Genomic DNA, 18,093 nt, shown 5'->3' on the forward strand with positions numbered 1-18,093 from the left:
AAACTCTCATTCAACGAACCCCTGTGCCGGTTCATTGCCCGAAAGCTGCGTCTGAAGTGGTCCCCACAACAGATTGCGGGATGGTTGATGCGCAGGCACCCCGACGAAGAGCGAGAGCGTGTGTCACACGAAACGATCTACCGCAGCCTTTATTTGCAGACCCGTGGTGTTTTGAAGAAGGAATTGCAGGAATGTCTACGCAGTCCCCGTGCCAATCGGCGGTCTCGCCATGCCACCCAAAAGGGTCTCAAGCTGCGCAAGATCAAGGATGCAATTCCGATCAGCGAGCGCCCTCCTGAGGTCGAGGATCGGGCTATCCCAGGCCACTGGGAAGGCGACTTGATCGTAGGGTCAAACAACAGTTACATCGCCACGCTCGTCGAGCGCCATTCCCGCTTTGTGATGCTGGCAAAAGTGGAGAACAAGGACACCCAAAGCGTCATTACAGCCCTCATCAAGCAAGCGCGCAAGCTACCGAAGGATCTGTATCGGTCGCTGACCTGGGACCGTGGATCTGAGATGGCGGGCACCGCAAGTTCACAATGGCCACAAAGATCGACGTCTACTTCTGCGATCCTCAATCCCCTTGGCAAAGAGGGAGTAACGAAAATACCAACCGGCTTCTTCGTCAATACTCCCCCAAAGGCCTTGATATATCGGGCTTTAGCCAAGCAGAGCTGAGCGCAGTCGCTCGCCAGCTCAACGAGAGACCTCAAAAGACCATGCAATACCAAACCCCAGCAGAGAAATTCGAGACCTGTGTTGAAGCGACCAGTTGAAACCGCACCGCGTAGCAGTCCTTCAAGTATCGCACAGCGAACGTCGGCTAAGCAACCTGTCACACCGCCCAGAGCCCACACAGACGCAGCGGAAATCAAGCGGGGGCAGCGAACGACAGTAATGTCCGCAAACCCGACGCCCCATACTCACACAAACTGTTCCCGGATCAGCCGTTCTTCCAGACCATGGCCGGGGTCGAACAGGATGTGGTGTTGCACGGCCATCTCGGACCGGATTTCGACGGCGCGCACGTCACGTACGGCACGGCTGTCGGCTTCGGCCATCACCGGGCGTTTTTCCGGGTTGATGATTTCGAACCTTACCGTTGCGGCCTTGGGCACCAAGGCACCACGCCAGCGACGCGGGCGAAAGGGCGCAATAGCGGTCAGTGCCAGCACGTCAGACCCGATGGGCAGGATCGGCCCGTGGGCGGAATAGTTATAGGCAGTGGACCCGGCGGGGGTGGCAATCAGCGCGCCATCGCAGACCAGCTCTTCCATGCGCAGCCGCCCGTCGATGGTGATCCGCAGCTTGGCCGCTTGCGGGCCCGCCCGTAGCACCGAGACCTCGTTAATGGCCAGCGCCTCATGCACAGAACCATCCATGCAGGTCGCCTGCATCGAAAGCGGGTTGATCACTTCTTCCTCAGCCGCCTCGAGCCGCTCTGGCAGATCGCTTTCCGAGTATTCGTTCATCAAGAAACCAACTGTGCCGCGGTTCATTCCATAGACCGGGGCGGCAAGGTTCTGGGTTCCGTGTAGCGTTTGCAACATGAACCCGTCCCCGCCCAAGGCGACGATCACATCGGCTGCCTCGGGAGCGGTGTCCCCGTAGCGCGCGATCAGGGCGGCACGAGCGGTCTGCGCCACCGGTGCGTCACTGGCCAGAAAGGCGATTCTCTTGGACATGTTCGGCCCTGATTCCTGTTTCCGATACCCGTCGAACTTCGTCAGATGGAAACACATCTGACCTCAAGGTGCCAGAGGGGACGTTCTTGCCGGACTTAGAGTCGCAATCAGGCCTTTTCCCGACCCCTCGTTTCCTTTACGAAAGCCGCCAACTGACCTCTGATCTGGAGCTGATCCCATGACCGAAGCGCGCGACGCCGGCTTTTTCACCGAGACCCTTGCCACCCGTGACCCTGAGTTGTTTGGCTCGATCACAGCTGAGCTGGGCCGTCAGCGCGACGAGATTGAGCTGATTGCCTCTGAGAACATCGTCTCGGCCGCCGTGATGGAGGCGCAAGGCTCGGTCATGACCAACAAATACGCTGAAGGCTATCCCGGGCGGCGGTATTATGGCGGCTGCCAGTATGTCGACGTGGCCGAGACCCTCGCCATCGACCGCGCCAAAGAGCTGTTTGGTTGTGAGTTTGCCAATGTGCAGCCCAATTCGGGTTCGCAAGCCAACCAGGGCGCGTTCCAGGCGCTGATCCAGCCGGGCGATACGATCCTTGGCATGAACCTCGCCTCGGGTGGTCACCTGACCCATGGTGCCGCCCCGAACCAGTCGGGCAAGTGGTTCAACGCCATCCAGTACGGCGTGCGCAAGGACGACAACCGCATCGATTACGACGAAGTTGCTGCGCTGGCCAAAGAACACCAGCCCAAGCTGATCATCGCCGGTGGTTCGGCCATCCCGCGTCAGATCGATTTTGCCAAGTTCCGCGAGATCGCGGACTCGGTGGGGGCCTATCTCATGGTCGACATGGCACACTTTGCCGGACTGGTAGCCGCAGGCGAGCATCCCTCGCCCTTCCCCTACGCCGATGTGGCCACCACCACGACGCACAAGACCCTGCGCGGTCCGCGTGGGGGCATGATCCTCACAAATGATGAATCCATCGCTAAGAAAGTGAATTCGGCGATCTTCCCCGGCATTCAGGGCGGGCCCCTGATGCATGTGATCGCGGCCAAGGCCGTGGCCTTTGGCGAAGCGCTGCGGCCTGAGTTCAAGGCCTATCAGCAGCAGGTGCGTGCCAATGCCGTGGCACTGGCGGATCAGTTGATGAAGGGCGGCCTCGACATCGTCACCGGCGGCACCGATACGCACGTCATGCTGGTCGATCTGCGCCCCAAGGGCGTTAAGGGCAACGCGACTGAAAAGGCTCTGGGCCGCGCCCACATCACCTGCAACAAGAACGGCATCCCGTTTGACCCGGAAAAGCCGATGGTGACCTCGGGCATTCGCCTCGGTACCCCCGCCGGCACCACGCGCGGCTTTGGTGATGCCGAATTCCGCCAGATCGCCGACTGGATCATCGAAGTGGTCGAAGGCCTGGCCGCCAACGGCGAAGACGGCAACGGCGCCGTCGAAGCCAAGGTCAAAACCGAAGTCGCAACCCTCTGCGCCAAGTTCCCCATGTATCCCAACCTCTGACCCTTCTGGATTTAGGTTACAGACGCCCGGCCAAATGGTCGGGCGTTTTTTTTTGTTTCTGTTCACCGACGTGCGAGCTTGGGGAATTCAATCTCCTCAAACCGATCTACGTGCGACCGGCGTGCAAACCTTTCGCGCGATCGCTGGCGCCAATGGTTCGGGAGAAGCTCTTCTGAACTACGTGGGAAATCACCGGACCCCCCAGCGATTTTCCCGTGCGGCAACACGGAATGCATTTGAAAGTATTCCAATCATTTTTCATACTCCATTTCTGTTTCTGCATAACAATTTATGGACTTTTCTGAATTCTTCCATTCAATATGATTTCCAAACTGTAAGTTGAGATTACATTATGGATTGGTCTGCACTACCGTCACTCTCGGCATTACGTGCTTTTGAAGCCGCCGCCCGGCACGGCAGCTTTAGCGCCGCAGCCCGGGAATTGAACGTCACACACGCAGCCATCGCGCAGCATGTGCGGCAGCTTGAAAAGGTGTTGGCAGAACCGCTGCTGCACAGGTCAGGGCGCGGTGTCGCCACGACCGATGCAGGACGCGCGCTGGCTCAGGACCTGAGTGAGGGGTTCGCCATCATTGCCGAAGGGGTCGCGACGCTGCAACGGCAGAAGGAAATCCACCCTCTGAACGTCAGTGTGACGCCTTCGTTTGCAACCAACTGGCTGATGCCCCGGATCGGCAGTTTCTGGCAAGCGCACCCGGACATCAGAATAAACATAAACCCAAGCACGGCTTTGGTTGATCTGCGACGCGATGGCTTTGACATGGCGGTCCGTTTTGGAGACGGGCGCTGGAAGGGGCTGGATAACCAATTGCTGAACCGTGGAGAGTTCTGGATCGTGGCAGCACCTGGGTTGTTGCAAGAACGAAACCTGTCGGGTCTTCCTGAAGCTGGCGCGCTGCCGTGGATCATGGAGCCTCATACGCTGGAATTGCGACGTGTCGTTGAGGATGCCGGCCTGGACCTTGGCCAAGTCGACATGACCGTTCTGGAAACCAACGAGCTTGTGCTGTCGGCCACTTTGGCTGGGTTGGGGGTGTCCGTACATCACAAATCACTTGTGGAGCGAGAAGTTGCCAACGGCACATTGATACGAATTTGCCGTCTGCCAGTGAAAGACCTTGGCTACTATCTGATATCCCTACCCGGCGCACAGAGCGCGCGGCAAAAGGCGTTTTCAAAATGGATCCTGTCTGCCGCCCGGTCGTGAAACGCAAAACACCCGGGCCGAAACCCAGTTGCCAAAGCGGTATTTGACCGCGTTGATCAGGCTCAGGGTCAGCAAGCCAAAAGCCAGTAACGCACCTAAGCCTTTCGGCGTCTGCCCCGAAGTTTTTTGCCAAAATGAAGGGGCGGACATGGATTGCAGGCGCGATGGGTGCTCGCTAACACTTGGGCATGACAAGAGCTCCCTCCCGCACACGACAGATTGAACGAAGCCTGGGCGATTGGATGCGCGCCCGATTGCCATTTGCAGTGGCCGAGTTTGTCATGTTCCTGTTGAAACAGGGCTGGGCCAGCCTGTTTGGCGGGTTGTTGTTGATCGCCATGATCGTGACCGCACGGATCTGGCAGGAGGATTGGATCATCGCCCGCTACGACGCATTGTTGTTGTGGGCTTTGGGTCTGCAGGGCGTGTTCCTGATGTTCAGGCTTGAGTCGTTGCGCGAAGCGCGGGTCATTTTGCTGTTCCATCTGACGGGCACTACGATGGAGATCTTCAAGGTGCATGCCGGCAGTTGGTCTTACCCCGGCGACGGGATCATGAAGCTTTGGGGCGTGCCGCTCTATTCGGGGTTCATGTATGCCTCGGTTGGTTCGTACATGGCGCGGGTGATCCGGTTGTTTGACATGCGCTTTGCACCCTACCCGCCGTTTTGGATCACCGTTTGTCAGGCAATCGGCATCTACGTGAATTTCTTTGCGCATCACTTTTTGCCGGACATCCGGTTGGGGCTATTTGCGGCCACTCTGTTGATCTTTGCCCGCACGCGAATCTGGTACCGGATCGGCCAGCACGACTATTGGATGCCGCTGCCTTTGGCGGCCTTTCTGTCGAGCATCTTTTTGTGGCTTGCGGAAAATGTCGGAACGGCCACCAAGACATGGCTCTACACCGGGCAATCCACATCGGATTGGGTGAGCCTGGCCAAGATGGGCAGTTGGTATCTCTTGCTGTACGTGAGCTTTGTGACCGTCACGCTTGTGTTCCGGGACATGCTCTTTGCCAAGCCGTGGTCACAAGAGACCGCGCCACAAAAGCACCGCCATCACGATGACAAAGACGACAATCAGATTGAAAGACACCATGCCCAGCGTTGACAGAACCATGCCCTTGCGACGGTCCGCCGGGTCGATCTGTTTTAGCGCGGCCTCTAGCGTGCCGAAGGCGCGGTCTATGGCCTGAGCATCCAGCATACGCGACAGTTTCGGATGACCTGCACGGTCTTCGGCCTCGATCAGGATGGCCGCCTGTTTATGCGCGCGCGGGGGCAAGCGGCGACCGATCTTTTTCATGGCTCGCGCAAGGCTTTTGGCCTTGAACCCGAACTTTTCCCCGGCCAGCTGGGTTAGATCGTCTATGCGACGGTGCAGTTCGTTCGGATCAATCACAAGCGGTCTCCTTGGCGCCTATTTACCGCTGATGCAAAGCCATCTCAACAGGGCTGGTGCGATCTGGCAAGGCGCGGTATCAGAATGCCATGCTGAATATGCTTGAATATGGCTCATCGACCGAGCAACCGGACCTTTTGATCGTTCACGGGCTATTTGGGTCGGGCCGCAATTGGGGCGCCGTCGCAAAACGTCTGGCACCAGAGCGGCGCGTTGTGTCCGTTGACCAGCGTAACCACGGCCAAAGCCCGTGGCATGACAGCCATGACTACATAGATATGGCGCGAGATCTCGCTGAGGTGATCGAAACCCAAGGCGCGCCGATGGACGTGCTGGGCCATTCCATGGGCGGCAAGGCGGCAATGGTTCTGGCCTTGCAGCGCCCTGACCTGGTCAACCGCCTGATCGTGGCGGACATCGCGCCAATCCCCTACAAGCACGATCAGAACCAGAACATCGACTCCATGCGCTCGGTTGACCTCAACGGCGTAGCAAAACGCGCTGACGCCGTGGATCAGCTGGCCGCCACCATCGAAGACCCGACCCTGCGCAGTTTCTTCACGCAGTCTTTGGACGTCAAAGAACGGCGCTGGCGGTTGAATCTGGATGTGCTTGAGGCAGAGATGCCTAAGATTCTGGGCTTTCCAGAGATCACAGGCCGCTATGACGGGCCAACGTTGTTCCTGTCCGGCGCCAATTCAGACTATGTCTTGCCCGAGCATCGCCCCATCATTCGCGAGCTGTTCCCCAAGGCGCGCTATGTGAAGATCGCAGGCGCCGGACACTGGCTGCATGCGGAAAAACCGCGCGAGTTCATTCAGACCGTGCAGGCTTGGCTGAGCAAAGCGGTTTAACCGTTGTCGTAGAGCTTGCGGGCAATGATGTGGGACACCGGAAAGGCGATCACATAACCAGCCAAGGCTGCGTCAAGTATCGCCCAGAGTGACGCCACACCTGCGATCAGCGCTGCAACCACGGCCACGCCGGACAAGGTGGCTCCGATAAAGAGATGCAGGATTAGGGACAGTCTTAGCATGTGGTTACATCCGTTCAGCCAAGGCAGGTACCAGCATGGCAAGGTGGCTGAGCGCCATGTCGCGTGCTTGATCCGGGCTGAGCGCACCTTGTTGCAGGTGCATTTGCAGCCATAGACCATCGGTAAACCCGTCGATTGCAGTCGCCAACATGTCCGGATCAGGGATTGCGATCTGTTGTGCCAGATCACGACAGGCTTGACGCATCGCTGCTGCGCGACGTTCTTCTTCTGCCCGGCAGATGTCGTCATACAAAGGCTGCGCGGCGCTCTCGCCCCAAAAAGCAAACCACAGCGCCAATTGTGCCGGCGCACAGATGCTGTCGTGAAAGTCCGCCCCAACCAGTCCGATCACACGTTGCGCCGGATCGGCCTCAGCCAGAATCGGCTGCCAGAGTGCGACGTAGTCTTCTGTCAGATGACGACAGGTGGCGTTTAACAACCCCGCCTTGGATTTGAAATGAAACACCAGCACGCCCTGGCTGACGCCTGCGGTGTCAGCGACCCGTGCAAGCGTCGTTGCGCTCAGTCCATGGTCTGCGACCACGTCCACGACAGCCCTTAGGATACGGGCTTTCATGCGAGCACTGGTGGGAGAATCTTCGTCTGTCACTGTCTTTGTTGGCATGCTGCTTTTTAGCACCAGAGTGGCGACCTATTCAACTTTTTTTGAGTAGTTGCTCAGAAAAATTGACTGATCGCTCAAAAAGCTGCTAAGACGCAATCTGAACCAGTGACCAGAGGATGACTCATGACCGCAAACCCTGCCCGTTCGCGCCGTTCCGGAGGCCGCGCTGCCCGTGTTGCAATGCGTGAATCTGTCCGCGACGACACCCGCCAAGCCGTACGTGCCGGACTTGAAGGTGGCACCTATAATCCGCTGAGTGATCATGACCTGCGGGCAATCCACGACGCGGCGCTGGATATTTTGGCAGACGTCGGCATTGGCGACGCCACCGACGAGGTGATCGAGATTGCCACCGCTCAGGGCTGTCACCTGAATGCGCACGGGCGCCTCAGCTTTCCACGGTCGCTGGTCGAAGACCTGCTGACCAAAGCGGCACGGGAATATGTTGTCTACAGCCGCGACCCGGCCCATGCGGACGTGCATGTGGGCGGCAACAAAGTGAATTACTGCACCAGTGGCGAGGCGGTTTCGATCCTCGACTACAAAAGCCGCAGTTATCGCCCCTCTACCTTGGTTGATCTCTATGACACCGCCCGCGTGGTGGATGCATTGCCCAATATCCACCAGTTCGGTCAGACCGTGGTGCCGACCGAAATCGCCGACCTCTACGAGCATGATATCAACGTGGTCTACGCGGTACTCGCGGGCACGACGAAGCCAGTGGAGCACACGTTCAACACAGTCGAGTCGATTCCAGCCGCGATGGAAATGTACGCGATGGTCGCCGGGTCTGAGCAAAAGTTTCGCGAGCGGCCTTTCGTGAGTTTTGGCGGTTGCCCCATCGTCTCCCCCCTGCGGTTTGCGCAAGAGAACCTTGATGTACTGGTTGCCACCAGCCGCCTTGGGTTGGTCAACGACATCGCCATCGCGCCGCAATCCGGGGCCACGGCGCCCTCGTTTCTGGCAGGTGCTTTGGTGCAGGTTGTGGCCGAAGCCCTGTCCTGTCTCTGCGTGGTGAACATGGTGCGTCCGGGCTGTCCGATGTCTTTTGCCGCGTGGCCTTTTGCAGTGGACCTGCGCACCGGAGCCTTTGCAGGCGGCTCGGCTGAGGTCGCCGTGTCAATGGCGGCGATTGCCCAGATTGGGCGGTTTTATGACCTGCCGACCACGGTTGCGGCCTCAATGTCCGACGCCAAGATGCCCGACGCACAGATGGGTTATGAAAAGGGCATCACCTCGGTCGTGGCAGGACTGGCTGGCGCCAACCGCGTGCTGGAATCGGCGGGCATGATGGCCAGCCTGATGGGCTGCTCGTTCGAGGCTCTGGTGATCGACAATGACATGCTGGGCATGGCGCAGCGCGTGGTGCGCGGCATTGAGGTCAGCGAAGAAACCCTGAGCGTTGATGTGATCAAGGCCACCGTTCTGGGCGAAGGCCATTACCTTGGCGCAGGCGACACGCTGAAGTCGATGGAGACCGAATATGTCTATCCAGAGACTGCCGACCGCACGTCGCAACAGGTCTGGATCGCGGAAGGTGCCAAGACAATCGACGAACGCGCCCATGAAGTGGCCGGAAAGCTCTTGGCAGATCACGCCGTAAACGCGATCCCGGCCGATATCGACAAGGCCATCCGCGAAAGGTTCCCGATTAAGCTGGAGCGCTCGCGAATGCGGGTGGGATAACACCTCTCTGCAATCTTGTGCCTACCCTTGCCTTTGACGTGAGACTGCTGTTCCTTTTGGGTCAAACCCTGAAGATCGCAAGAAGGGCGCGACATGACAAAACCATCCGAGACCTCGGCCTATACCAGCACCAACCGTACGGCCTGGGAAGAAGTTGCGCCCATTCATGCCAAGCACAATCAGGCGCGCCTCATCGAGGCGTTCAAGGATCCCGAGTTTTCCTTTCTTGACGCAACCGCCACCAAGGCCCTGACAAGCTTGGACGTGGCGGGCAAAGACGTCGCGCAGGTGTGTTGCAACAACGGGATCGAGTTGCTGTCGGTCCAGCGGATGGGCGCGGCGCGATGTGTCGGGTTTGATGGCGCAGAAGGGTTCGTCGAACAGGGGCGCGAATTGGCTGAGGCCGCAGGCAGCGACGCCGAGTTTGTCTGCTGTGACGCCTATGACATCCCCGCAGAGTTTCACGGTGGCTTTGATCTGGCGGTCATCACAATCGGAGTTCTGGGATGGATGCCCGACATTGATGGGTTCTTTGCATCCATCGAAAAACTGCTGAGACCCGGAGGCGCGGTGTTCATCTATGAACACCATCCCATTCTCGTGATGGTGAAACCGGGGCAAGTGGGCGACCCGTTTGAATGGGAGTTGTCCTATTTTAAAACCGACCCCTATGTGGATGCGTCAGGATTGGACTACTATGGCGGCGAGGCCTATGACGCGACACCGAACGTGTCTTTCAGCCATAAACTCTCGGACATTTTCATGGCCGCCATCAAAGGCGGGTTGGCCGTAGAACACTTTGAGGAATTGCCAAACCACATTTCCAACACGTGGTGGAATGTCGAACACTCGGATATTGGATTGCCGATGAGCTACACGCTTGTGCTGAGAAAGGCCGGCTGACGCCTTCCCCTTCCGCTATTAAGAAGAGCCGGCCATCCTGATTACTTCTAGGCCATCAGCGTTCCATGTGCTTCTGGCACAAAGGTCTGGTCGCTCATCGGTGGGCGCACATAGCCACGTTGTGGCGGGCGTTCGTCCAGCACCACAGGCTCGCGCGGGACATCTTCGTAGGGTATCAGTGACAAGAGATGGTTGATGCAGTTCAGCCGGGCATGTTTCTTGACGTCTGAATTCACCACGTACCAAGGTGCCTGTTTGATGTCGGTATGCGAGAACATATCATCCTTGGCCTTGGAATAATCGACCCAGCGCTTGCGGCTTTCCAGATCCATCGGGCTGAGCTTCCATTGCTTGGTCGGATCGGTCAGGCGTTTCTGGAAGCGGCGTTCCTGTTCTTCGTCACTGACCGAGAACCAGTATTTGACCAGCTGAATGCCCGACCGCACCAGCATGCGTTCAAACTCGGGGCAACTGCGCATGAACTCTTTGTACTCTTCGTCCGTGCAGAACCCCATGACACGTTCCACGCCTGCCCGGTTGTACCAAGACCGGTCAAAAATGATGATCTCACCGGCAGCTGGCAAATGCTCTACATAGCGTTGAAGGTACCACTGCGTTTGCTGGCGTTCCGTTGGCGCAGGCAGCGCCACCACCTGACACACACGCGGGTTCATGGCTTCGGTTATGCGCTTGATCGTCCCACCCTTGCCCGCCGCGTCGCGGCCTTCAAAGACGATGGCAACCCGGTGGCCGGTGTGTTTGACCCACTCCTGCAGCTTCACCAGTTCGATCTGTAGCCGCGTGAGTTCGGCCTCATAGGCCTTATTCGAAATCTTTCGGGTCACAACACACTCTCCTAACCAGACAATGCATGCAGGCTAACAAAGCTGAGGCATTCCGAGAATGCGGCAAAACGCTAGGTTTGATCAGACCCTATCTGAACCGCGACAGCACGTCCTTTGCCACCTGCATCACCTCATCCGCTGGTGCGGGAGGTGGTGGGGCAGCGCGGCGTTCGGCGAGATCCAGTTCGATGCGCTCAAACAGGTCCAGATCCGGCAAACCTCCATTGCTGAGGGGGGTGTTGGGTCCAAGATACCGCGAGTTCCACACCTGTGTGCGGCAATTATCGACGGTGTGCTGTTCGGCAAGGAATTGTCCTTTGGGGCCAAGGCTATCAATCAGGTCAGTGCCGATCTGATCGTCCGAAACAGTGATCCCTTCCCACATCTTGCGCAGCATCCCGGCCTGATCGTCACTGAACAACAGCGACACCTCAGAGAATGTCAGACCCTGATCGAGCGAGCCAAGGTAATCGACGGTGGCCGGGCGGTGGTAAAAGACGTTCATGGTACTGGCCGAAATTTCCCAGACCGCATCCTGATTGAAGCGCCGCGCGACCGTGCATCCCCCCGAGGCGGTGAGCGATGGAAAGCCGAGGCTCCGGCGGGCCTGAGCGGCGGCCATATCCCCCATGGTCATCTGGGAAAAGCTGCCGATGGCGCCGGTTGCAGGCTCCATAAAGAAGACGTCTGAGCCCCCCATGCAAAAACTGCCCTCTTGGACCAATTGACCCAGAACGATGGCCGCAAAATCGGTCATCAGGCAATGCACCAGACAGCCCGCAAGCGTTATCGGGGAAGACGCGCCGCCGATTGAGAGCGTGCCAACACCCACCGGGACGCCAGCGCGGACGGCTGAAATGATCTGGTCAATGTGGATGCTCGCAAAGCTGACCGGCAGCGGCGTCACAAGGTGAAAGAAATAGGGTTTGGCACGCAGGCCCTCGGCCCCACCCCGCACCGCACTGGCGATCTCGATCACGGCCTCCAGAGACTCGGGGTATTCACACAGATACTCGAGCGGTTTGGTGGTGTTCTCCATCATGCAGACGAATTCATCGATTTCGCCATGCATCGTGGAATCGGCGATATTCTTAACCGAGACACAGATCGCATCGATGTTGGGCAGACCGTCCGAAAGACGGGTGATCGCCGCCAGATCCTCGCGGGTCGAGGGGCGCGGTTCGCCTGTTTCTTCGTCAAAGACGCCGATATTCGTCATGCCGGGCATAAAGATGGTGTGATGCGGGCTGATCGTGACGGGATTGTCGCCATTGCGATCAAAAAGCACGGTTTCCCGCGCCACGGTTTGCAGCGCCTTGCGTGTGACAGCCTCGGGGATTTTCACGATGCCGTCTTCGCCCAGCTCACATCCGACAGCGGCCAATAGATCGTCCGCCTCTGTACCCGGCTCAAACACAATGCCCGAGGTTGCCATCAAAGAAACCGCCGTATCGATGACCTTGGTCACCTCGGCATTCGACATGGGCCCATAGGCAGGTGTCGGTCCAAAGTGACTGGTATTTGGGCGTTGAATTTCTGTTGGCTCAGCGACTTTACGGGCACGTCCACGGCGCATGGCGGCATCCTTTTAGACCATTTTTTAAGAATTTGTGTTCGTGACAGACTAGCCGGAAGTCCGCATTCTGGGCAATATTTTTTTGAGCGCTCAAATAAATTTGTTGCCGGATCGAGATTCTCCTGTATTAAAAATGAACAAAATCTTGCCCGGATGCGTCAAACGTGGCCCGATGCAAAGATCAAAAACAGCAAGAGGATCCCCCGACGATGGGCGTGACACTCGATAAAGAAGCCCGGCAGGGCCTGACCCTGCTCAGCCCGACAGCGCTCTATGCCCTGTTGATGCTGGCCGCACCGCTGGCGATGGTGGTGACGTTCAGCTTCTGGACACAGAACTATCTGGACATCGACACCACGCTGACGTTGGACAATTACCGCGAAGCCTGGAGCAAGCCGATCTATCAGGTTCTGATGATGCGCTCGCTGCGAATCTCGTTGATGGTGACGGTTGTCACAGTGCTCTTGGCCTTTCCGATCGCCTATTACCTGTCGTTCCATGTCAAGAAACGCAAAGCGCTCTGGCTGTTCCTGATCACCGTGCCATTCTGGACGAGCTACCTGCTGCGGGTGTTCCTATGGAAGGTTATTCTGGGGTTCAACGGCGTGTTGAACACTGCCCTGATGCAAGTCGGGCTGATTGATGAGCCGCTGACGTTTATCCTTTATAACTCTAATGCGGTGGTGCTGACGCTGGCCCATGCCTGGGCGCCCTTTGCGATCCTGCCGATCTTTGTTGCGCTGGAAAAAATCGACCGTTCGCTTCTGGAGGCTGCCGAAGATCTGGGCGATGGCCCGGTGCGCCGGTTCTTTCGGATCACCCTGCCACTGGCAATGCCGGGTGTCATCGCCTCCACGCTGATCGTGCTGATCCCGACCGTGGGTGATTTCATCACGCCCCGTCTGGTGGGTGGCACCGATGGTCTGATGATCGCCAACATGATCCAGATCCAATTCGGCAAAGCCAACAACGCCCCCCTTGGCGCGGCTTTGGCGATCTCGTCGATGGTGATCGTCGCGGCAATCAGTCTTGTGATTTACCTTGTAGGCAAGAAAATGGGGGGGCGCACGGAATGACCCGGCTTGGCAAATACCTCTCTGCCCGGTGGCTCGCGGTTTATGCCGTGGTCTACATGCTGTTTCTTTACGCACCCGTGGTCCTGTTGCCACTGTTTGCGTTCAACGATGCGACCATCATCTCGTTTCCTCTTACAGGCTTCACGACGCAGTGGTTCACAGTTCTCTGGGAGACCGAGGCGCTGCATGCCGCCGTTCGCAACAGCGCGATTGTGGCGATCTCCACCGCAGTTCTGAGTACGACGCTGGGCGCCTGCGCCGCACGCGCGGCCGCGCGCTACAAGTTTCCGGGCAAGCGCCCTGTGATGGGGTTCATCATGCTGCCGCTGGTGCTGCCCGAGATCATCGTTGCGGTCTCACTTCTGGTGTTGCTGATGCAGCTTGGGATGTCGCTGTCGCTTTGGACGGTGATTTTGGGCCACATCCTGATCTGCACGCCCTTTTCTATCGCCATCCTGTCCAGCGCGTTTCAAGGTTTGGACAACAGCCTCGAAGAGGCCTCGTTCGATCTGGGTGAAACCCGCTGGGGCACCTTCCGCCGGGTGATCTTGCCGCTGGTGATGCCCGGCGTGGTCTCAAGCCTGTTGATCTGTTTCACCATCTCGCTGGATGAATTCATCATCGCGTTTTTCCTGACCGGCACAGATGTCACCCTGCCTGTCTATATCTGGAGCCAATTGCGCTTCCCTACGAAATTGCCCTCGGTCATGGCCTTGGGAACAATCCTGCTCGCCTTGTCCGTCATTCTGCTGATCATGGCGGAATGGTTCCGCCGTCGATCGGCCAAGAAGCAAGGCATCGAAGCATCTGCCGGAGGATTCATGTAAATGACCGCGACCGACACCAACGACATCATCGTTCTGAGCGATGTGACCAAAACCTTCGGCACATTTCAGGCGCTGAAGGGCATCAATGCGACAATCCGCGAAGGCGAGTTCTTTTCGCTTTTGGGGCCTTCGGGCTGCGGCAAGACCACGCTGTTGCGCATGATCGCGGGCTTTGATGAGCCAACGACCGGAGCGATTGAGATCGACGACAAACCAATGGCAGGAATTTCTGCCAACAAGCGCCCGACGAACATGGTGTTTCAGTCCTACGCGATTTTCCCGCATCTCAGCGTTGCTGAAAACGTGGGCTACGGTCTGAAAACCCGCAAGATGCCAAAGACTGAGATCGCGGCAGAGGTGGACAAAGCGCTGGAGATGGTTGACCTGCGAGGTCTTGGGAACCGCAGCGCGCATGAACTGTCAGGTGGCCAACGCCAGCGTGTGGCCCTAGCCCGTGCTTTGGTCATGAAGCCCAAGGTGATCCTGCTGGATGAACCACTGTCTGCGCTCGACAAGAAACTGCGCGACCAGATGCAGGTTGAACTGCGCTCGTTGCAGCAATCCCTTGGCATCACGTTTATCCTCGTCACCCACGACCAGGAAGAAGCGCTGATCATGTCGGACCGCATCGCGGTGATGTTTGAGGGTGAGATTGCCCAGTTGGACTCGCCTGAAGGTCTCTACCGTCGTCCACGCACCAAGCGCGTGGCCTCGTTCATTGGGGTAATGAACTTTCTGTCGGCCAAGCTGACCCGCGAAGACGCAGAGACACTCACGATCCAAATTGATGCGCTGGGAGAGATCACAGTACCGCGCGACATCGCGCCCGAAGGGTTGACCCCTTCCGAGGTGGACGCCATTGGCATCCGACCCGAAATGCTGACGGTTCTGATGGACGACACCGACACCGCCGAGCGAACCGTTGAAGGGTCAATCACCGGCACCTCCTATTACGGCGATATGACTTACTACGAGGTGAAACTGCCCGGTGACGGTGATCCCGTGACCATTTCCATGCGCAATACTGCAGGGCGTTCTGTCCTGCCAGCCGGCAGCAAAGTTTCTGTAGGTTGGGGTGCCGAGTCTATCGTACTGTTCGAATAAGTGAACGCGGGAGAGCCTTAGATGAGTGACGAGATCCTTTATGACGACCAGCACATCAAGTTTCTCGAAGACATGTGGGGTGAAGGCTTCCTGTCCCCCGGTGGCGCTGATGAAGCTGCTTTGGTGGTCGAAGGGCTGGACCTGACGGGCAAAACGGTACTGGACATCGGCTGTGGGTCAGGCGCGATTGCGGTTCTGCTGGCCGAGACATTGGGCGCAGATCGCGTCATTGGTATCGATGTCGAGCAACCCGTGGTCGACGCAGCGCGGACGCGTGCCGAAAAGGCAGGGCTGTCCGACCGGATCGACATTCGCCTGATCGAACCGGGCCCCCTGCCCTTTGACGCCGAGACCTTTGACGTCGTCTATTCCAAGGACTCAATCATCCACATCCCCGACAAAGAGGCTCTGTGTCAGGATGCCTTTCGCGTGCTGCGCCCCGGAGGGTGGTTCGCAGCCTCGGATTGGCTGACCTCGCATGATGGCGCCCCTTCTCCCGAAATGCAGCAGTACGTCCGCGCGGAAGATCTGGATTTCGCTATGGCGTCACCAGCTCGGTATGACCGTGCGATGGCAGATGCGGGCTTTGTCGAGATCACCTTGCGCAACCGCAATCCGTGGTACCGGGAGGTCGCAAGTGATGAGCTTACGCGACTGACCGGAGCGGACCGTCCAGCGCTGGAAGCGGCGCATGGCCCAGACTTTATTGCATCCCAGATCGCCACATGGAGCCTGATGATGCCGGTTCTGCAATCGGGCGAGCATTGCCCGCATCACATTCGCGGCCAAAAACCTGTTTAAACCAAAAGCGACAGGCTCACCGCGATCAAAAGCGCGATGGCAAATGCGATGTTGATGGCGCGACTGGTCTTGGGATCGCGGAACCACGGCGTCATGGCCGCTCCGATCATCAGCCAACAGATATTCACGAACCAGATCACCGCCCAGAGCAAGCTGGCCTTGAGCAACGCATCCCCCATAGGGGGCAGGCTGGTCAGTGCGGGGGTCGCGAACATGGCCCCCATCGCGGCATAGGCCTTGGGATTGATGAGCGAGATCACCACCCCCTCGTGCCAGCGCGGCGCGTGATCGGGTCCAGTGACATTGCCGAGGGGTGGTGCCGTCGCAATGCGCCACGCCAACCAGATGAAATAGGCAACCGCCGCGATCAGGATCACGGGCCGCACCACTGGCAAGCTCAGTATGACCGCAGAAATTCCACTACCTGTGATCGCTATGACAAGCGCCATGCCGATGTTAAGGCCCACCATGAACCCCATGCCGCGACCCCGCCCAAAACCCGAACCAACGGCGGCAAGGGCAAGCGTGTTGGGGCCAGGGCTGCCCGCAAGGGCCAGCGCAGCGAGAGTGAATCCGAGTATCGCTTCCATCGCCCGACCCTAGCCCCGGCACCCCACTTCGCCAAGGTCTGAGCAGGCAACAAAAAAAGCCCCGGCCAAAAGACCGGGGCTTCATTCGAGTTTCTTCCGTGAGTGGGTTTAGAAACCAGCTTTGATCAGCTCAAACTCGGCAATCATCTTTTCGCGCAGATCCGAGTTGACCGGAGCCTGCCACAAGGTCTTGGCACGGATCTGATCGTTGCTGTCCAGACCAACTGCGGCCAGATCAGCGTCGGCCATCGCGGACATGGCGGTGGCGTTGCCGTGGCCGTAACCCCAGTAACCGACGAGATAGTTGGCGGTTTCAGGCTCGAGCCATGCGTTGATAAAGTCGTAGAACTTGTCTTCCGAGCCCGGTGCGTCGGTCAGCTTCGTGTAGCCGCATACCCATGCAGACACACCTTCGTCGGTGTTTTTGTTGATGGCAATGGGGTGACCTTCATAGGTCATGGTCGAGTATGTCTCGTTCCACGCCCACGACAGGTAAACTTCGCCCGACTGCATCAGCTGCGCCAACGACGCACCGTCAGCCCAGTAGGTGCGCACGTTCTTATGCACTTCCCGAAGGAAATCAGACGCCTTTTTAAAGTCTTCGTCGGTGGCTGTGGTCCAGTCGGTCACGCCAGTGGCCAGAAAGCCCAGCGCATAGGCATCATCCACGTTATCACCGATCGACACGCGGCCCGCGTGTTTCGGATCGGTAAAGGCCTGCAGTGATTGCACGTCCGCTTCGGTCAGATGCTCTGTGTGATAAGTGACCAGCGTGTTGCCCCAGTCAACTGGCACAAAGAAATACTCTCCGTCCTTCTGGAAGGCCTCGATGTCGCGGAACGAGGTTTCCAATTCGTCCCAGCGATCAATGCGGCTGGTGTCAAGCGGTGCCAGCAGACCCGCTTCGATCCATTTCGGCACAGACTGCGAACATGGGTGCGCGATGTCGGCCTTAAAGCCCGAGCGCAGCTTTTGGAACGCTTCTTCTTCGTCGCCAAAGAAGGCGTAGGTCGGGCTGTCACCATGTTTAGCAGTATAGGCCTTGAAGAACTCCGGGTCCTCGTAGCCGGCCCAGTCAAAAATCGTGAGGTCTGGATCCGCGGCCAACACTGTCCCCGTCGTCAGTGCCAACGCTGCGACAACGCTGGTCGCCGTCTTGGTAAAGTGAATCATTTTCTTCTCCCTGTTGTACGGCAAGGACCCGTCACACAAGGTAAACTGGTCGCCATCCCCG

General features: G+C 58.1%; 18 protein-coding genes and 1 pseudogene. 11 read left to right on the forward strand and 8 right to left on the reverse strand.

Annotation, left to right across the window (positions count from 1 at the left end; translation table 11 throughout):
- Positions 1–779, forward strand: a pseudogene (locus Q0932_RS08770) (IS30 family transposase); the annotation flags it as partial.
- Between the two features lie 147 nt (positions 780–926).
- On the opposite strand, the gene Q0932_RS08775 reads toward Q0932_RS08770, so the two are convergent.
- Positions 927–1,688 carry an NAD kinase gene (locus Q0932_RS08775; RefSeq protein WP_299351476.1) on the reverse strand — a complete coding sequence of 254 codons (762 nt, stop codon included), beginning with the start codon at positions 1,686–1,688 and terminating at the stop codon, positions 927–929.
- 178 nt (positions 1,689–1,866) lie between these two features.
- Between Q0932_RS08775 and glyA the strand changes: the two genes are divergently transcribed.
- The 3 genes from glyA (at position 1,867) to Q0932_RS08790 (ending at position 5,499) form a co-directional block, all read left to right on the forward strand.
- Positions 1,867–3,159, forward strand: a complete 1,293-nt coding sequence (gene glyA / locus Q0932_RS08780) for a serine hydroxymethyltransferase (RefSeq protein ID WP_299351478.1) — start codon at positions 1,867–1,869, stop codon at positions 3,157–3,159.
- A 352-nt stretch (positions 3,160–3,511) separates the two neighbouring features.
- Positions 3,512–4,387 carry a LysR substrate-binding domain-containing protein gene (locus tag Q0932_RS08785; RefSeq protein ID WP_299351480.1) on the forward strand — a complete coding sequence of 292 codons (876 nt, stop codon included), beginning with the start codon at positions 3,512–3,514 and terminating at the stop codon, positions 4,385–4,387.
- A 242-nt stretch (positions 4,388–4,629) separates the two neighbouring features.
- The gene (locus Q0932_RS08790) at positions 4,630–5,499 is read left to right on the forward strand and encodes a DUF817 domain-containing protein (protein ID WP_299351482.1); all 870 of its coding nucleotides are present in this window, start codon (positions 4,630–4,632) and stop codon (positions 5,497–5,499) included.
- On the opposite strand, the gene Q0932_RS08795 is transcribed toward Q0932_RS08790, so the two are convergent.
- Positions 5,416–5,790 carry a hypothetical protein gene (locus Q0932_RS08795; protein WP_299351484.1) on the reverse strand — a complete coding sequence of 125 codons (375 nt, stop codon included), beginning with the start codon at positions 5,788–5,790 and terminating at the stop codon, positions 5,416–5,418. The two genes, Q0932_RS08790 and Q0932_RS08795, sit on opposite strands and share 84 nt — an antisense overlap.
- 89 nt (positions 5,791–5,879) lie before the next feature.
- Here Q0932_RS08795 and Q0932_RS08800 point away from each other — a divergent pair, with 89 nt between their 5' ends.
- Positions 5,880–6,644, forward strand: a complete 765-nt coding sequence (locus Q0932_RS08800) for an alpha/beta fold hydrolase (RefSeq protein ID WP_299351486.1) — start codon at positions 5,880–5,882, stop codon at positions 6,642–6,644.
- Here the strand turns inward: Q0932_RS08800 and Q0932_RS08805 are convergent.
- Together Q0932_RS08805 and Q0932_RS08810 are read right to left on the reverse strand one after the other, a co-directional pair.
- Positions 6,641–6,826 carry a CTP synthetase gene (locus Q0932_RS08805; protein WP_299351488.1) on the reverse strand — a complete coding sequence of 62 codons (186 nt, stop codon included), beginning with the start codon at positions 6,824–6,826 and terminating at the stop codon, positions 6,641–6,643. The two genes, Q0932_RS08800 and Q0932_RS08805, sit on opposite strands and share 4 nt — an antisense overlap.
- 4 nt (positions 6,827–6,830) lie before the next feature.
- Entirely contained in the window at positions 6,831–7,451 is a 621-nt protein-coding gene (locus Q0932_RS08810; protein ID WP_299351490.1) for a TetR family transcriptional regulator C-terminal domain-containing protein, read from the reverse strand.
- Between the two features lie 123 nt (positions 7,452–7,574).
- On the opposite strand from Q0932_RS08810, the gene Q0932_RS08815 reads away from it, so the two are divergent.
- Both Q0932_RS08815 and Q0932_RS08820 read left to right on the forward strand, forming a co-directional pair.
- Positions 7,575–9,137 (forward strand): trimethylamine methyltransferase family protein, encoded by a 1,563-nt coding sequence (locus Q0932_RS08815; protein WP_299351492.1) that lies wholly within the window; start codon positions 7,575–7,577, stop codon positions 9,135–9,137.
- A 93-nt stretch (positions 9,138–9,230) separates the two neighbouring features.
- Positions 9,231–10,040: a class I SAM-dependent methyltransferase gene (locus tag Q0932_RS08820; RefSeq protein ID WP_299351494.1), complete on the forward strand. Its 810-nt coding sequence runs from the start codon at positions 9,231–9,233 to the stop codon at positions 10,038–10,040.
- 47 nt (positions 10,041–10,087) lie between these two features.
- On the opposite strand, the gene ppk2 is transcribed toward Q0932_RS08820, so the two are convergent.
- The gene (gene ppk2, locus Q0932_RS08825) at positions 10,088–10,885 is read right to left on the reverse strand and encodes a polyphosphate kinase 2 (RefSeq protein ID WP_299351496.1); all 798 of its coding nucleotides are present in this window, start codon (positions 10,883–10,885) and stop codon (positions 10,088–10,090) included.
- A gap of 88 nt (positions 10,886–10,973) precedes the next feature.
- Positions 10,974–12,461, reverse strand: coding sequence for a trimethylamine methyltransferase family protein (locus tag Q0932_RS08830; protein ID WP_299351498.1), 1,488 nt, complete (start codon positions 12,459–12,461; stop codon positions 10,974–10,976).
- A 209-nt stretch (positions 12,462–12,670) separates the two neighbouring features.
- Here Q0932_RS08830 and Q0932_RS08835 point away from each other — a divergent pair, with 209 nt between their 5' ends.
- The 4 genes from Q0932_RS08835 to Q0932_RS08850 are packed head-to-tail and all read left to right on the forward strand — an operon-like array spanning position 12,671 to position 16,269.
- Positions 12,671–13,537, forward strand: coding sequence for an ABC transporter permease (locus Q0932_RS08835; RefSeq protein WP_299351500.1), 867 nt, complete (start codon positions 12,671–12,673; stop codon positions 13,535–13,537).
- Positions 13,534–14,364 (forward strand): ABC transporter permease, encoded by an 831-nt coding sequence (locus tag Q0932_RS08840; protein ID WP_299351502.1) that lies wholly within the window; start codon positions 13,534–13,536, stop codon positions 14,362–14,364. The genes Q0932_RS08835 and Q0932_RS08840 overlap by 4 nt, the downstream gene beginning before the upstream one ends.
- A complete protein-coding gene (locus Q0932_RS08845) occupies positions 14,365–15,468 on the forward strand; it encodes an ABC transporter ATP-binding protein (protein ID WP_299351504.1) in 1,104 nt (367 codons plus the stop codon).
- Between the two features lie 21 nt (positions 15,469–15,489).
- Positions 15,490–16,269: a methyltransferase domain-containing protein gene (locus Q0932_RS08850; RefSeq protein WP_299351505.1), complete on the forward strand. Its 780-nt coding sequence runs from the start codon at positions 15,490–15,492 to the stop codon at positions 16,267–16,269.
- On the opposite strand, the gene Q0932_RS08855 is transcribed toward Q0932_RS08850, so the two are convergent.
- A complete protein-coding gene (locus Q0932_RS08855; RefSeq protein WP_299351507.1) occupies positions 16,266–16,859 on the reverse strand; it encodes a LysE family transporter in 594 nt (197 codons plus the stop codon). The genes Q0932_RS08850 and Q0932_RS08855 overlap by 4 nt on opposite strands.
- 108 nt (positions 16,860–16,967) lie before the next feature.
- Positions 16,968–18,032 carry an extracellular solute-binding protein gene (locus tag Q0932_RS08860; RefSeq protein WP_299351509.1) on the reverse strand — a complete coding sequence of 355 codons (1,065 nt, stop codon included), beginning with the start codon at positions 18,030–18,032 and terminating at the stop codon, positions 16,968–16,970.
- Between the last annotated feature and the right edge of the window lie 61 nt (positions 18,033–18,093).

It is taken from the genome of uncultured Shimia sp. (genome assembly GCF_947498095.1).
Lineage (GTDB): Bacteria > Pseudomonadota > Alphaproteobacteria > Rhodobacterales > Rhodobacteraceae > Shimia.